Annotated in this window: 11 protein-coding genes and 1 pseudogene; 4 read left to right on the plus strand and 8 right to left on the minus strand. The window is 61.2% G+C overall.

Going from position 1 to position 14,346, the window contains the following annotated elements; translation table 11 throughout:
• Positions 1-104 precede the first annotated feature (104 nt).
• The 8 genes and pseudogenes from QMX91_RS04310 to QMX91_RS04345 all read right to left on the minus strand — a co-directional run bounded on the left by QMX91_RS04310 (position 105) and on the right by QMX91_RS04345 (position 9,088).
• Positions 105-1,234 (minus strand): annotated as a pseudogene (locus QMX91_RS04310) (glycosyltransferase family 4 protein).
• Positions 1,235-2,365, minus strand: a complete 1,131-nt coding sequence (locus tag QMX91_RS04315; protein ID WP_223007068.1) for a glycosyltransferase family 1 protein — start codon at positions 2,363-2,365, stop codon at positions 1,235-1,237.
• Entirely contained in the window at positions 2,349-3,716 is a 1,368-nt protein-coding gene (locus QMX91_RS04320; protein ID WP_223007067.1) for a glycosyltransferase family 1 protein, read from the minus strand. Before QMX91_RS04320 ends, QMX91_RS04315 begins: the two co-directional genes overlap by 17 nt.
• A complete protein-coding gene (locus QMX91_RS04325) occupies positions 3,713-4,966 on the minus strand; it encodes an ABC transporter ATP-binding protein (RefSeq protein WP_098966403.1) in 1,254 nt (417 codons plus the stop codon). The genes QMX91_RS04320 and QMX91_RS04325 overlap by 4 nt, the downstream gene beginning before the upstream one ends.
• Positions 4,966-5,763, minus strand: a complete 798-nt coding sequence (locus QMX91_RS04330) for an ABC transporter permease (protein WP_098966401.1) — start codon at positions 5,761-5,763, stop codon at positions 4,966-4,968. Before QMX91_RS04330 ends, QMX91_RS04325 begins: the two co-directional genes overlap by 1 nt.
• Positions 5,763-7,205, minus strand: coding sequence for a mannose-1-phosphate guanylyltransferase/mannose-6-phosphate isomerase (locus tag QMX91_RS04335; RefSeq protein WP_135296891.1), 1,443 nt, complete (start codon positions 7,203-7,205; stop codon positions 5,763-5,765). Before QMX91_RS04335 ends, QMX91_RS04330 begins: the two co-directional genes overlap by 1 nt.
• Before the next feature lie 3 nt (positions 7,206-7,208).
• On the minus strand, positions 7,209-8,177 hold the full coding sequence (gene gmd / locus QMX91_RS04340; protein ID WP_027610307.1) for a GDP-mannose 4,6-dehydratase: 969 nt from the start codon (positions 8,175-8,177) through the stop codon (positions 7,209-7,211).
• Entirely contained in the window at positions 8,174-9,088 is a 915-nt protein-coding gene (locus QMX91_RS04345) for a GDP-mannose 4,6-dehydratase (RefSeq protein ID WP_282412307.1), read from the minus strand. Before QMX91_RS04345 ends, gmd begins: the two co-directional genes overlap by 4 nt.
• Positions 9,089-9,505: 417 nt before the next feature.
• Here QMX91_RS04345 and QMX91_RS04350 point away from each other — a divergent pair, with 417 nt between their 5' ends.
• Genes QMX91_RS04350 through QMX91_RS04365 form a run of 4 tightly spaced genes read left to right on the plus strand, consistent with a single transcriptional unit; the run spans position 9,506 to position 14,326 of the window.
• On the plus strand, positions 9,506-11,065 hold the full coding sequence (locus QMX91_RS04350) for a glycosyltransferase (RefSeq protein WP_282412308.1): 1,560 nt from the start codon (positions 9,506-9,508) through the stop codon (positions 11,063-11,065).
• On the plus strand, positions 11,059-12,363 hold the full coding sequence (locus QMX91_RS04355) for a glycosyltransferase (RefSeq protein WP_282412309.1): 1,305 nt from the start codon (positions 11,059-11,061) through the stop codon (positions 12,361-12,363). Before QMX91_RS04350 ends, QMX91_RS04355 begins: the two co-directional genes overlap by 7 nt.
• Positions 12,360-13,514, plus strand: a complete 1,155-nt coding sequence (locus QMX91_RS04360; protein ID WP_282412310.1) for an acyltransferase — start codon at positions 12,360-12,362, stop codon at positions 13,512-13,514. Before QMX91_RS04355 ends, QMX91_RS04360 begins: the two co-directional genes overlap by 4 nt.
• The gene (locus tag QMX91_RS04365; RefSeq protein ID WP_027610312.1) at positions 13,508-14,326 is read left to right on the plus strand and encodes a class I SAM-dependent methyltransferase; all 819 of its coding nucleotides are present in this window, start codon (positions 13,508-13,510) and stop codon (positions 14,324-14,326) included. Before QMX91_RS04360 ends, QMX91_RS04365 begins: the two co-directional genes overlap by 7 nt.
• Positions 14,327-14,346: the final 20 nt, after the last annotated feature.

Below are 14,346 nucleotides of genomic sequence, written 5' to 3' on the forward strand. Positions count from 1 at the left end.
GGCTTGCTCGCGAAGGCGTCAGATCAGTCGACATCATTGTTTACTGAAAGACCGCTTTCGCGAGCAAGCCCGCTCCCACAGGGTGATGTGTTTCAGCAACGGGATCAGGCGTAAGACAGGTCTTTCTCTTCGAGCAACTCCTGATACAACTCGGTCCACTTGCGGCCCATTTCATCGGCGGTAAACAACTGCCGGTAACGCGCCTCGGCCTTTATGCCCATGGCTGCTGCGCGTTCGGGGTTTTCCCAGAGGCTGCGCATTGCCTCGCGAAACGCCTGAGGGTTGCTCGGCGGCACCACCAGCCCGGTTTCGTTGTGGATGTTGATGTAGCTGGTGCCGGTACCGATTTCGCTGGAGATCATTGGTTTGCCGTACATCGCGCCTTCGAGCAGCGAAATGCCGAACGCTTCGGAACGCAGGTGCGACGGAAACACGATGGCGTAGCACAGCTGTAGCAGGGCGACCTTGTCTTCATCGCCCAGGCGCCCGAGAAAGTGGATGTTACGCAGCCCCAGCGCAGCAGCCTGGGCGTGCAACTCCAGTTCCAGCGGCCCGGCACCGACGATCACCACCGGATAGTCCACGTCCTTCAAGGCGTCGAGCAGGATGTGCAGACCTTTGTAATAACGCATGACCCCGACGAACAGGAAAAACTTATCCCCAAGCTGCTGGCGCCAGCGATTCATCCGTTCGCTGTCGGCCTGTGGATAACCGGCCTTGTTCAAACCGTAGGGATCACCCGGGTCTTGTTCTGAAACTGCTGCAACACGTCGCTGGTGTGCAGGTAGTTCGGCGAGGCCGCGACAATCCGGTCGGCGCTGGCGAGGAAGCGGTTCATCAGCGGTCGGTAGAGTTTGAGCAGATGCTTCTGACGAATAATGTCCGAGTGGTAGGTCACCACGCTCGGTTTGTTCATGCCGCTGGCAAAGTGCACCAGGTCCATGAACGGCCACGGAAAGTGATAGTTGACCACATCGGCTTCGGCGGCCAGCTCGCGAAACTGTTTGAACACGCTCCAGGAAAACCCGGTGGAGGCGAACTGAATGTCGAGTCTGGCGCGATGCACTTCGTGTTGACCCAGTTGCACCACCGGCGGGGTCGGGTCGGCGCTGAGTGTCAGCACCTGGCCGTCGATACCGTGATGCGCACCGCTTTCGCACAGCTGAAATATCACCTGCTCGATACCGCCGACCGAGTCAGGCAAGTAGGTTTTGAAAAAATGAAGAACTCGCATTCAACCTCCCATGGCCTGGCGGTAGGCACCGGCCGTGGCCTGTGCGCAGCGCTGCCAGGAAAAAAGCCGCGCCCGCTGCAATCCGGCTTCTCGGCATGCTTGCCAATGCACCTGATCGTCGAGCAGACGGATCAGCGCGTCGCGCAAGCCGTCTGCATTGTCAGGTTCAATATAGTTGCCCGCGTCGCCCGCGACTTCCGGCATGGCCGAAGCGCGGGTGAGTACCACCGGCGTGCCGCTGGCCATCGCCTCCAACACCGGCAGGCCAAAGCCTTCGTATAACGAAGGAAAAATCAGCGCCCGGGCACCAGCCAACAGCTGGGCCAGGTGTTCATCGGGCAAGTAGCCGAGCAGGCACACATGCCCGCTTGCCAATGCCTGACGCAGTTCGGCGCTGAACTGTTCGCGCTGCCAGCCAGCCATGCCGACGATCAGCAGCGGAAAGCGTTGGCGCACGGCCTCCGGCAGCAAGGCATGGGCGCGCAGGGCCAGCCGCAGATTCTTGCGTGGCTCCAGCGTCCCGACACAGAGGAAATACTCCCGCGCCGTAACGGCATGGGCCTTGAGTACCGGGTCGATGGTGTGTGCGTCGCGCGGACGAAAGCGCTCGGCCACGCCCAAGGGAGCGACCACGAAACGTTCAGCGGGCAGGCCGAAACAGCTTTGAGCTTCGTCGGCGATCGCTTGTGAATCGGTGAGGATCACTTGTGCCTGCCGTACGCCGGTAGCCAGTCGGCGCTCGATCTCTTGCAAACGTGCCGGCGGCTGAGTTTCGGGGTAATGCAGGTGCGTCAGGTCGTGCAGGGTGATCACGGTCGGGCCGTCGAAGGCCAGTGGCCACAGACTCGGTTCGTGATACAGATCGATGCCATGCGCGCGCGCCTGATCGAAACGCTTTTGTTCCAGCCAGCGCCGCGCCTGATAAGCCCCGGGGATCTGCCGCAGCAGTGGCGTCAGGCGCGAATAACCGGGCATCGCCGCCTCCGGCAAGGCCGAACTCCAGCCCCAGCCGTGGAACAACTCAATTTCGATATCGGTATCGCTGCGCAACGCATTCACCAACTCGGCGACGTAGTGGCCGATGCCGGTGCGCGGTGCCTGCAGGATCCGGGCATTAAGGGCAATGCGCATGCGGCCTCGCTGGCGCCAATGGCGCTTGCACTGCATTGCGTACGGTGCGCTCGGCCAGTTGCGCACTCGCCTCGTGCCAGTCGATCCAGCGCCAGTCCGCCACATCGCGAGCAGCGGGGAATTGGCCACTCTGCAGGAAACGCATGATCAAGTCAGCGAGGCTTTGCGGATCCTGCAAATCGAAATAGGCCATGAATTCGCCGCCGATTTCGCGGAACACCGCAATGTCGCTGCCCATCGCCGGCAAGCCACGCTGCATGGCTTCCACCAGCGGCAGGCCAAAGCCTTCGACAAACGAAGGGAATACCAGCGCACTGGCGTGGGCGTAGGCATGTTCGAGGCTGGTGTCGCTCAAGTCGTTGAACATGAACAGGCGGCGATTCAGTTCGGGATGACTGCGCACCCGGGCGAGCAGGGCGTCGCACTTCCAGCCGATGCGCCCGGCGATGCACAGACGCGCCGGGGAGCCGGCGGTCCAGGCCCGTTCGAAGGCATCGAGCAGGTATGCGTGGTTCTTGCGCGGCTCAATGGTACTGACCATCAGGAACAGCGGCTCCGGTGTATTGAACAGCTGTTGCAGGCGCGGTTCGACGGTTTCCCCGGCGCTGTGCAGATCCAGTTCGGAACCGAGGTGAAAATAATCGAACCAGCGTTTTTCGGCCTGTACCGTGCCGATCCGTTGCTGCAGTTCGGCGCGCACCTGATCGCGTACCGTGGCGGAAATGGCCAGGTAGCCGTCGGCCGTGCGGGTGATCCAGTCGAACCATTCACTGAAGACCTGCACCAGCCGCGTGTCGTAGAACTGCGGGTGGGTCAGCGGTATCAAGTCGTAGATGACCGCGACAATACCGACACCCTCGCGCTTGAGCTGTTCGGCGTGGGAGAAAAAGTCCGAGTGCCAGGACGAATCCAGCAGCACCAGTTGGTCTCCGGGCTGATGCTGCAAGGGGGCACAGCGTTTTGGCAGTTGCTGGCGGTTGATCCGCTCGATCAGCCGCAGGGGTACGCCAAATGCCGCGAAAGCGCTCAGCCGATAGCCGACGTACAACAGGCGTCGTGGGGTTTTTGCCTGCAGGCGGCTGTCGAGGCGCTGATGCCATTGCCAGAAACGGTGCGCAAGGCGTTCCAGTCGTTCGCCGAATGTCGCAATGGCGTTGAACAGCGGCGCGTCCAGCGGGGCCAGGCGCGTGACCCGATACAGCCGGCCCCTCAGCGAAATGACCGGCAGGCACTCGACATCACCCACCCGCTCCGGCAATTGCTTGATGACGTTGCGCACCACGCGTTGAATACCGGAGTTGATCTTCGGGTGTTTGAAGACGTGGGTGCACTCGACCAAGAGGCGGGTCATGGCGCACGCTCGGTCAGCGCTGCCTCGGTGTGAGGGGTGATCGTCGTCTTGGCATTGAGCCAGGAACAGCCGACGAAATCTTCCTGGCGGTTGTTGATCACGTGAAACACCAGACCGTAATCGCGCCATTCGAAGTTGCGGTCCAGATGCGAGTCCAGGCGCGACAGGCTCAACGATACCGAATAGTTGCCCTTGCCCAGCCCCATGACGAAGGCGAAGCGGTAAGTGAAGCGTTCGCCGGCGCGCAGATCGGTCAGGGCCTTGTTCAGGCGATGGGTGTTGATGCCATACATCATCTGGCCCAGACGATCCTTGAGGATGAAGCCGAGCACCAGTCGTTCAATGTCGCGCCGAACCTCCACCTGAACTTCCAGTACCACTGGCTGGCCGACCTCGGCAGCGTCGATTGCGCGATCGTGTTCGTCCAGCAGGCGCACACTCAGAATGCCGGCCTCGCCGGTGCCGGACATGGTTTGTACTTCGCCGCCGGCGAGCATTTCCTGACGCACGATCTGCCCTTCGCGTTCGGCCATCAGGGCGTTGTAATAGTCGAGCACCACTTCCGGCTTGTCGTACATGGCCATGTGGCCGTCCTTGAGCAGGATCGCCGAATCGCAGATCGACTGGATGGCCGAGCGGTCGTGGGAGACGATCAGCAGGGTCGTGCCGGCCTTGCGGAAGCTGCGAATGCGTTCGAAGCTCTTGTGCTGAAAGTAGGCGTCGCCCACCGACAGGGCCTCGTCGACGATCAGAATGTCCGGACGCCGCGCGGTGGCGACGCTGAAGGCCAGGCGCATCTGCATGCCGCTGGAGTAGGTGCGCACGGGGTGGTCGATGGCTTCGCCGATTTCTGCGAAGTGTTCGATGTCAGGCATCAGCGCTTCGATTTCGCCAACCTGCAGGCCCAGCAACTGCCCGGCCATGATCGCGTTCTGGCGCCCGGTAAAGTCCGGGTGAAAACCCATGCCCAGCTCCAGCAATGCCGCTACGCGCCCTTCAATCTCGATTTTGCCGCAGGTGGGTTGAGTGGTACCGGTGATCATCTTCAGCAAAGTGCTTTTGCCCGCACCGTTGGCGCCGACGATACCCACGGCCTCGCCGGGGGCAATCTCGAAAGCGACATCCTGCAGCACCCAATGCTCGCGGTGGCGCACCGGGGAAAACGGGATCAGCCATTCCGCCAGACGGCTCCAGCGTGTCGGATACTGTTTATAAGCCTTGCCCAGGCCCGTTACGCGTATAAGTCCCATCAGAGTTCATCCACCATTTCACCGACGCGCTGGCGGAACAACCGCAGGGCGATCAGACACATCACCACCGTGACGATGAACACCGGTAAAAGCGAGTTCCAGACCGGCCATTGCCCATACAGGAACAGGTTCTGATAGCTGCCGATCAGGCTGGTCATCGGGTTGAGTTGCAGCAGCCGCTGGACCCACTCCGGGAGGATGGTGATCGGATACACGATCGGCGTCAGCCAGAACCAGAACTGCAGGCAGATGGCGAAGAGCTGGCCGACATCGCGAAAGAATACATTCAACACGCCGAGGATCATGCCCAGACCAGCGCAGAACAGCATCTGCAGCGCAATCAGGGGAATCAGCGCCAGGAGCGCCATACCGGGCCAACGCCCGCTGATCAATAGAAATCCAAGGAACAGGCCGATGATGATGGCGAAATTGATCGCCGCATTGCACAGCACGATCACCGGCAGGCAGATGCGGGGGAAGCTGATTTTCTTCAGCAGGTTGGCGTTATCCAGAAACATGGTCTGGCTGCGCAGGGTGATTTCCGAAAACATTCCCCAGGCGAGCAGCCCGGCGCAGAGATAGACACTGTAGGCCATGCTGTCATCCACGCCCGGCAGGCGGGCGCGCATGATGTGAGAAAAGATCACGGTGTAGACGATGATCATCGACAGTGGATTGAACACGGGCCACAAGGCGCCGAGCAGCGAATTGCGATAACGCGCTTGAAACTCTCGCTGTACGCTGCCGAGGATGAATCCTCGATAGCTGTAAAGCGAACGGTACAGGGAAAGCAGCATCAAACCGTCCTGCCGTATTGGTCTTCGAAGCGCACGATATCGTCTTCACCCAGGTATTCGCCGCTTTGCACTTCGATGATCACCAGGTCGATCACGCCGGGGTTTTCCAGGCGATGGCGATGGCCGGCGGCAATGAACGTCGATTCGTTCTTGGCCACCAGATGCGTGCCGCTGCCGTTGTTGGTGACCTTGGCCATGCCTTCGACCACCACCCAGTGTTCGTTGCGGTGATGATGCATTTGCAGCGACAGCTTGCCGCCGGGCTTGACCACGATGCGCTTGATCTTGAAGCGCGGGCCTTCTTCGAGCACGGTGTAGGTGCCCCACGGACGGCTGACCGTGCGATGCAGGCGGTAGGCTTCGTGGGATTTTTCCTTGAGCTGCTTGGCGACGCGCCGCACATCCTGGGCGCGATCGGCGTGGGCCACCAGCACGGCGTCGGCGGTGTCGACGATGATCAGGTTATCCACACCCACGGCAGCCACCAGCCGGCCTTCGCTCTGCACGAAGTTGTTGTGACTGTCGATGAACACCGCTTCGCCGCTGGCGCGATTGTTGTCGGCATCGGCCGGTACCAGCGCTGCCACGGCCCCCCACGAACCGATGTCGCTCCAGTCGAAACCGGCGGGCACCACCACGACTTTCTCCGAACGCTCCATCAAGGCGTAATCGATGGAGATGTCGGTGATTTCAGCAAACAGTGTCGGCGACAGTTCCTGTTGCAGACAGCCGACGGTTTCCACCGGGGCGCTGGCCTGCATGCAGGCGCGGGTCTGTTCCAGCAACTCTGGCGCGTGCAATTGCAGTTCGTTGATCAGGGTCGCGGTGGTGAAGCAGAACATGCCCGAGTTCCACAGGAAGTTGCCGCTTTCCAGGTAATGGGTGGCGGTTTGCAGGTCGGGCTTTTCCACGAAACGCTGCACTTTCGCTGCGCCTTTGGCGTCCAGCGGTGCGCCGGTTTCGATGTAGCCGAAGCCGGTTTCCGGGGCGGTCGGCAGCACACCGAAGGTCACCAGATAACCGTCCTTCGCCAGGTTGACCGCGTGTTCGACGGCACTCTTGAGTGCGTCCTGGTTGACGATCAAATGGTCGGCGGGCATCACCACCATGATTGCGTTGTCGCCGTGCAGCGCCTGCAGCGACAGGGCGGCGGCGGCAATTGCCGGGGCGGTGTTGCGCCCGGTCGGCTCCAGCAGGAAGTGCCCGCGATGGCGCGACACGTGGGCGGCGCAATAGTGATCCTTGCTCTGGAAGTAGTACTCGCGGTTGGTCACCGTGACGATGTCGCCCCAGCCGTCGAGCAATGCTGCCGCCCGCTGGTATGTCTTGCCGAGCAGCGACTGCCCGTCGGGCAGGGTCATGAACGGTTTGGGATGGCCCTCGCGGGACACCGGCCACAGACGCGTACCGGCACCGCCGGACAGAATCACGGGAATGAGCATGACCTACTCCTTGGCGACGCGTTTCATATCCGCATCCATCATCATGCGGATCAGGGTGTCGAGGTCGGTTTTCGGTTTCCAGCCCAGCACACGCTGCGCCTTGGCCGGGTTGCCGAGCAGCACTTCGACTTCGGCCGGGCGGAAGAACGCCGGGTCGATCTTCACGTAGTCGCGGTAGTTGAGGCCAACGTGATCGAAGGCGATGCGGCACATCTCGCGCACGGTGGTGGTGACACCGGTGGCGACCACGAAATCGTCAGGCTTGTCCTGTTGCAGCATCAGCCACATGGCTTCGACGTAGTCGCCGGCAAAGCCCCAGTCGCGCTTGGCGTCGATGTTGCCCAGGGCCAGTTCCTGCTGCTTGCCCTGTTTGATGCGGGCGGCGGCGTCGGTGACCTTGCGGGTAACGAATTCGATGCCGCGCAGCGGCGATTCATGGTTGAACAGGATGCCGCTGCTGGCGTGCAGGTCGAAGCTTTCACGGTAGTTGACGGTGATCCAGTGACCGTAGAGTTTGGCCACGCCGTAGGGGCTGCGCGGGTAGAACGGGGTGTTCTCGTCCTGTTGCTCGGCCTGGATCAGACCGAACATTTCGCTGGTGGAGGCCTGATAGAAACGCGTGTGCGGGCTGAACTGGCGGATCGCTTCGAGCAAGTGGGTGACGCCCAGGCCATCGACGATGCCGGTGGTCACCGGCTGATTCCAGGAAGCGGCAACGAAGCTTTGTGCAGCGAGGTTGTAGACCTCGTCAGGCGCCGACTGAATGACTGCACGTTGTACCGAGCAGGCATCGGCCATGTCACCGTCCAGGTAGACGATGTCACCTTCGACGCCCATCTCGCGCAAGCGCCAGCGCGAATCGCTGCTACGGCGTGCTACCAGGCCGTGAACCTTGTAACCCTTGTCGAGCAGCAACCTGGCCAGATATGCGCCGTCCTGGCCGGTGATCCCCGTGATCAGTGCACTTTTCATTGTTGTTTTACTCGCTGCCCCCAGTCGGACAGGATCGCCCGCAGGGATTGTTGTGTGGTGATTGCCGGTGCCCAGCCCGTGGTCTGGACCAGCTTTGCGTGACTGCCGCAAACGCGACGCTGATCGGCGCGCCGCATGCGTGCCGGATCCTGCACCAGTTGCACTTCGACCTGCGCCAGATCGCCCAACTGCTCGATCAGACTGCGGATGCTTTGTTCGCGGCCCGAGCAGATGTTGTAGACCTGCCCGGGGGTGCCTTTTTCCAGAAGGGCGAAATAAGCCGCGATCACATCGCCGACATCGAGGAAGTCGCGCGTGACGTCAATGTCGCCGACTTCCAGTCGTGCTGCCTGCAAGCCTTGCTTGATGCGGTTGATCTGGCGTGCGGCGCTGGCGATGACGAAGCTGTCTTTCTGTCCGGCGCCGATATGGTTGAACGGCCGCGCCACCAGCACCGGCCAGCCCTCACTCAGGCCCCATTGCAGGCTGAGAAACTCGGCCGAGAGCTTGCTCACCGCATAGGGGTTGCGCGGGCAGGGCGGTTGCAGTTCGGTGATGGGCAGGGCGCGCTCGTCGACTTGCCCATAGACGTCGCCGGAGCTGACATACAGGAAGGTCCCCCGAAATCCGCGGGCCTTGAGGGCCTGCAACAGATTGAGGGTACCCAGCAGATTGATCTCGAGCGTACGGGCCGGGTCACGGAAGGCTTCGGGAACGAAGGTCTGACCAGCGAGGTGAATCACCGCGTCGGGCAATTGTGGCCACAGGTCGACGAGGCTCGCCGCTGACGTGAGATCGTAGGGTGCGGTGGCAGGCAGCAGTTCCCACGTCGAGTCAGGCTGGGCCAGACGCGACTGGATATGTTGTCCCACGAACCCACTGAGGCCCGTGACGAACAGACGCTTTTTCAAACAGCGACCCCTTGGTCTTTAACATTCGCCACTTTCCCACAGGCTTTGAGGGGAAGTCTGTCAGGCCGCATGAAAAAGGCCGACAGGATGACAGGCGAAGTCGTTGTTGTAGTTGTTTGTTACCAATCTGTGCCAAATGCTTGGCAATTTCAACAGTGCAAACCGTGACTGGTCAGTTCTCGTCAGAGTAGACGGATTTATTCTCGCCGGGCGGTTCACGAATCCGCGACGGATGTGTTTAGAATGCCCCTCGTCGCGTTCAACAGGGGTTGTTCAGCCCCAGTCAGACCGACCACTAAAAACAAGAACAAAGACGGGCTGGAAGATGCAGGACGAGTGTCGGCATGCCGACCACGATTCAGCGCTTCGCCGTCATGGATTGAAGCAGCCGGGATGGCGGCTTCATCGTGGGATGCCATGAACTTCATTCTTTACTCGGACGTCAACGACCGTTCCATCAGCCAGAGTCTCGGGCGTCCCGAATACAGTTACTACTTCGTGCTCAAGGCTTATCGCCCAGTGCTGGAAAGCCTTGGGCGGGTGCATGTGGTGTCCGCCATCACCGAGGTTGATCCGCTCTTTCGCCAATTGCGCGAGGTGGGCGAAGACAGCCTGTTTCTCTCTTTCACCCCGCCGCAAAATACGCCGACCGATCTTGAGTGTCCGACCCTGTGTGTGGTTGCCTGGGAGTTCGATTCGATCCCGGACGAGATCTGGGACAACGATCCGCGCCACGACTGGACGCAGATGCTGGCCCGACAAGGGCGGGTGATTACTCTGTCCAGCCATACTGCCCGGGCGATTCGCCGGGCGCTGGGCGAGGGCTTTCCGGTACTGGTGTTGCCGACACCGTTGTGGGAGAACTTTGCGGCGATTCGTCAGCAGCAAGTTCCGGCGCCGGTCAATCCAGGCACGCCGCTGGCGATCAAGGGCTGCATTTTCGACAGCCGTACGCTGGCGCTCTCAGCCGATGACCTGCTGCCCAAACCACTGACCGCCGAGCAACTGGCCGCGATCGAGGCACAGCGACCTCCTCCGCTGACCTTCAAACGGCGCCTGGTCATCGCCCGGCACTACCTGCGCCAGTGGCGCCTGGATGCAGGCCGCGAACAGCTACAGCCGCGGGTGAAGTTTCTGCATCACTGGTATTGGGAGGGACTGCGTGATCTTTTCTCACGCAGGGCGCATGCCTGGCTGGAGCGACAGCTGCCGAGTATCGCCGGTCCACAGGCGGTGGCAGTGGCCGAACCGCCGCCGCTGGATCTGCCGGACACCACGTCGGTGGTCGACACCACGGTCGACGGTGTGGTCTACGTCACCGTGTTCAACCCCAAAGATGGCCGCAAGAACTGGCATCAACTGATCACCGCGTTTTGCTGGGCGTTTCGGGAAACGGCCGATGCGACGCTGGTATTGAAAATCACCCAGAACGACCTGGCGTCTTACTACAGCGAATTAATGACCCTGTTGGCGCAGCTCTCACCCTTTGCCTGCAGGGTGGTGGTGTTGCACGGTTATCTGGATGACGCCCAGTACACCCGGCTTTACGCTGCTGCCAGTTACTACGTCAACGCCTCGCGCTGTGAGGGCCTCTGTCTGCCGTTGATGGAGTTCATGTCCAGTGGCAAACCGGTAATCGCCCCGGATCACACGGCCATGGAAGACTACATCGACGACAGCGTCGCCTTCGTGATCAAGTCCAGCGAAGAACCCGCCATCTGGCCGCAGGACTCGCGGCTGATTTACCGCACCCTGCGCCACCGCCCGGATTGGGCTTCGCTGAAACAAGCCTACGAGGACAGCTACCGCATGGCCAAAGACCAGCCGGAGCGGTACCGGCAGATGTCGGCGGCAGCGGTCGAGCGCATGCATGACTACTGCGCTTTTGCCCCCGTGCAAATGCGCATGGCGGAATTTTTCGGGCTTGCACCGCATCCCGCCAATGCTGCGTCAGTGACGGAAAACGCCTCATGCTGATCATCATTCATTCGGAAACCAACCAGCACACCATTGCACAGAATCTGGGGCGCTCGGAGTACAGCTATTACTTCGTGCTCAAGGAATATCGCCCGGTACTCGAGCGTCTCGGACGCGTGGTGGAAGTGGCCGATCCGCTGACCGAAGTCGACGCGCTTTACGAGGAATGCCGCGCCAGTGGCGAGCCGTGCGTCTTCCTGTCGTTCTCGCCGCCCCATCGCACGCCGGTACACCTGATGTGTCCGACTTTGCCGGTGTTTGCGTGGGAGTTCAGCACCATCCCCAATGAGCCGTTTGCCGGTGAGCCGCGCAACGACTGGCGCACGGTGCTGCAGGCTTGCGGAGCGGCGATCACCCATTCCAGCTACACCGTTAACGCGGTGCGCGAGGCAATGGACAGCGATTACCCGATCGTCGCGGTGCCTGCGCCGGTATGGGATCGCTTTGCCGCCCGCGGTGCGCCGTTGCAGGGCCAGCCACCGAATGGATCGGTACGGTTGAAGATCAAGGGATTGGTGGCCGACAGTCGCAAACTTGACTTGAACGCATTCGCCCCCCGGCCTTTGCGCACGGGCAAGGGACTCGATTTCCATGCGCCGGTCAGGGAGCAAGAGTTGCTGCTCGACGGCGTGGTCTACACCTCAGTGTTCAATCCCGGCGATGGGCGCAAGAACTGGGAGGACATGCTCAGTGCATTCTGCGTGACGTTCCGCGAGGTCGAGGACGCAACGCTCGTGCTGAAACTGACGCACCACGATGCCGAAGAAGCGCTGAGCGACATCCTCCACCACCTGTACAAGAATCAGTCCTACCGCTGCCGGATCGTGCTGATCTACGGCTACCTCGCGGACGCCGATTATGAGCGTCTGGTGCAGGCGACCCGCTATGTGGTCAACACGTCCTATGGCGAGGGCCAGTGCCTGCCGTTGATGGAATTCATGTCCTGCGGCAAACCGGCGGTGGCGCCGCGTACGACGGCAATGATCGATTACCTGAGTGCCGACAACGCCTTTCTGATCGACTCCACCGACGAACTCACGGCCTGGCCGCATGACCCGCGCAAGGCCTTCCGCACCCTGCGTTATGTGACCAACTGGACGTCGTTGTGCACGGCCTATCGCGCCAGCTATGCGGTCGCCAAAGACGATCCGCAACGTTATGCACAGATGGCCGCTCAGGCGGTGAGCAGCCTGCAGGATTTCTGCAGTCAGGCAGTGGCCGAGCAGCGGTTGCAGGTGTTTCTGGGGCAGTTGTTCGAACGCCGGGTTGCCGCAGACCCCGAGATGCGCGGGGCATGAACAGCAAACGGATCATGGACATCGAGGTACTGCGCGCGATCGCGGTGCTCGGTGTGCTGTTTCATCACCTGCAGGGCAGCCTGTTCACCGACACCGTGCCGCTGCTGCAAACAGTCCACCATTGGGCGCAGTCCTGGTGGGGCGTTGACCTGTTTTTTGCGATCTCCGGATTTGTCATCGCCCGCAGCCTGATCCCCGCTCTGCAAGGCTGCACGAGCCGTCGACAGTGCTGGGAGCAGACACGCAATTTCTGGCTGCGCCGGGCCTTTCGTTTGTTGCCCTCGGCCTGGCTGTGGCTGGCGCTGATGTTGCTGGCCTGTGTCTTGCTCAATCGCTCAGGTGCGTTCGGCACGCTGCACGCCAACCTGCAGGCGACACTGGCCGGGGTGTTGCAGTACGCCAATTTCCGTTTTGCCGACAGTTTCTTTCAGTACGAATACGGCAGCAGTTTCGTCTACTGGAGCCTGGCACTGGAGGAGCAGTTCTACTTGCTGTTCCCGCTGCTGATTGTCGTGTGTCGCCGACATCTGGGCTGGGTATTGCTGGCGCTGGTCGCGGTGCAACTGTTCACGTTGCGCACCCCCTTGCTGATGGTGGTGCGCACCGATGCCCTGGCCCTCGGCGTATTGCTGGCGATGTGGAGCGCGCAGCCGGGTTATTCCCGTTGGGAACCGAGGTTCCTGCGACGGCCGTGGGCCGGAGTTTCGGTACTGACTGTGCTGGCGTTGCTGCTGAGCTACATGGCCACCGACCGCTTCACGTTCGCCTCTTACCGCATCGGCTCGATCGCCGTGCTCAGCGCGCTGCTGGTGTGGATTGCCTCGTACAACCGCGATTACCTGCTGCCGCGCGGAAGGTTGCAACGGCTGATGGCGTGGATCGGCAGCCGCTCCTACGGCATCTACCTGATCCATATTCCGGCCTATCTGCTGGTCCGTGAATTGATCTTCCGCTTGCAGGACGCGGGGCTGCCCAGTCCGGCCGGGCACCCGATTCTCACGGTGCTGATCGCCGGCGGTCTGATCGCGCTGCTCAGCGAATTGAATTACCGATTCATCGAAATGCCGATGCGCAATCGCGGCGCCGCGCTGGTGCGCCGCCTCGGTACGTCGCGAACCGCCGTCCCATCCTCTGGAGCTACCTCATGCTGAGCCTTTTGAAGAAACTCACGGCAACGTCTCCCGCACCGGTTGCTGTGCCATCTGCCGCCGACAAGGTTGATCCGTACATGCTCGGCCTGTACGACGCAAAGCTCAGTGGCTGGTTCAATCAAGAGACCGACGAGCTGTTCACAGGCTTTCGGGTGAGCGCCGATGACACGTTGCTCGATGTCGGCTGTGGCGACGGCGGTAATGTGCATTTCTGCGGCATGCGCGGGGCGAAGATCATCATTGCCGACATCGACGCGGCCAAGGTCGAGGCCACCCGCCAGCGTCTGAGCGATACCCCGGCACGCAGCGTCGAATGCCACGTGACCGACTGCAACCCGCTGCCGATTGCCGATGCCACCGCCACCCGCGTGGTCTCCACCGAAGTCATCGAGCATGTCGACGATCCGGCGCAATTTCTCGCCGAACTGGTACGTGTCGGCAAGCCGGGAGCGCTGTACCTGCTGAGCGTGCCGCATCCCAGCTCGGAAGATTTGCAGAAAGACATTGCCTCGCCGGATTATTTCCAGAAACCCAACCACATTCGCATCATCAGTGAAGAGCAGTTCAAGGCGATGGTCAGTGACGCCGGGCTGGAGATCATCAGCCACAGTCAGTACGGCTTTTACTGGTCGATGTGGATGCTGTTGTTCTGGGAAGCCAAGGTCGAATTCAGTAACCCCGATCACCCGTTGCTCGAGCATTGGGCCAATACCTGGCAAGCGGTGCTCGATTCGCCCCGTGGTGCACAGATCAAGCAGGCGCTGGACGCCGTGGTGGCGAAGAGTCAGGTGATCATTGCCCGCAAGCCTTGAGTGCTTTTGTGTACCCTTGC

This window comes from Pseudomonas sp. PS01299, from assembly GCF_029960145.1.
GTDB classification, from domain to species: domain Bacteria; phylum Pseudomonadota; class Gammaproteobacteria; order Pseudomonadales; family Pseudomonadaceae; genus Aquipseudomonas; species Aquipseudomonas putida_A.

Bases quoted from the DNA above. Each gene is read 5' to 3' on its own strand.
- QMX91_RS04315 (WP_223007068.1), bottom strand. From the start codon at position 2,365: ATGCGCATTGCCCTTAATGCCCGGATCCTGCAGGCACCGCGCACCGGC.
- QMX91_RS04320 (WP_223007067.1), bottom strand. From the start codon at position 3,716: ATGACCCGCCTCTTGGTCGAGTGCACCCACGTCTTCAAACACCCGAAG.
- QMX91_RS04325 (WP_098966403.1), bottom strand. From the start codon at position 4,966: ATGGGACTTATACGCGTAACGGGCCTGGGCAAGGCTTATAAACAGTAT.
- QMX91_RS04330 (WP_098966401.1), bottom strand. From the start codon at position 5,763: ATGCTGCTTTCCCTGTACCGTTCGCTTTACAGCTATCGAGGATTCATC.
- QMX91_RS04335 (WP_135296891.1), bottom strand. From the start codon at position 7,205: ATGCTCATTCCCGTGATTCTGTCCGGCGGTGCCGGTACGCGTCTGTGG.
- gmd (WP_027610307.1), bottom strand. From the start codon at position 8,177: ATGAAAAGTGCACTGATCACGGGGATCACCGGCCAGGACGGCGCATAT.
- QMX91_RS04350 (WP_282412308.1), top strand. From the start codon at position 9,506: ATGAACTTCATTCTTTACTCGGACGTCAACGACCGTTCCATCAGCCAG.
- QMX91_RS04355 (WP_282412309.1), top strand. From the start codon at position 11,059: ATGCTGATCATCATTCATTCGGAAACCAACCAGCACACCATTGCACAG.
- QMX91_RS04360 (WP_282412310.1), top strand. From the start codon at position 12,360: ATGAACAGCAAACGGATCATGGACATCGAGGTACTGCGCGCGATCGCG.
- QMX91_RS04365 (WP_027610312.1), top strand. From the start codon at position 13,508: ATGCTGAGCCTTTTGAAGAAACTCACGGCAACGTCTCCCGCACCGGTT.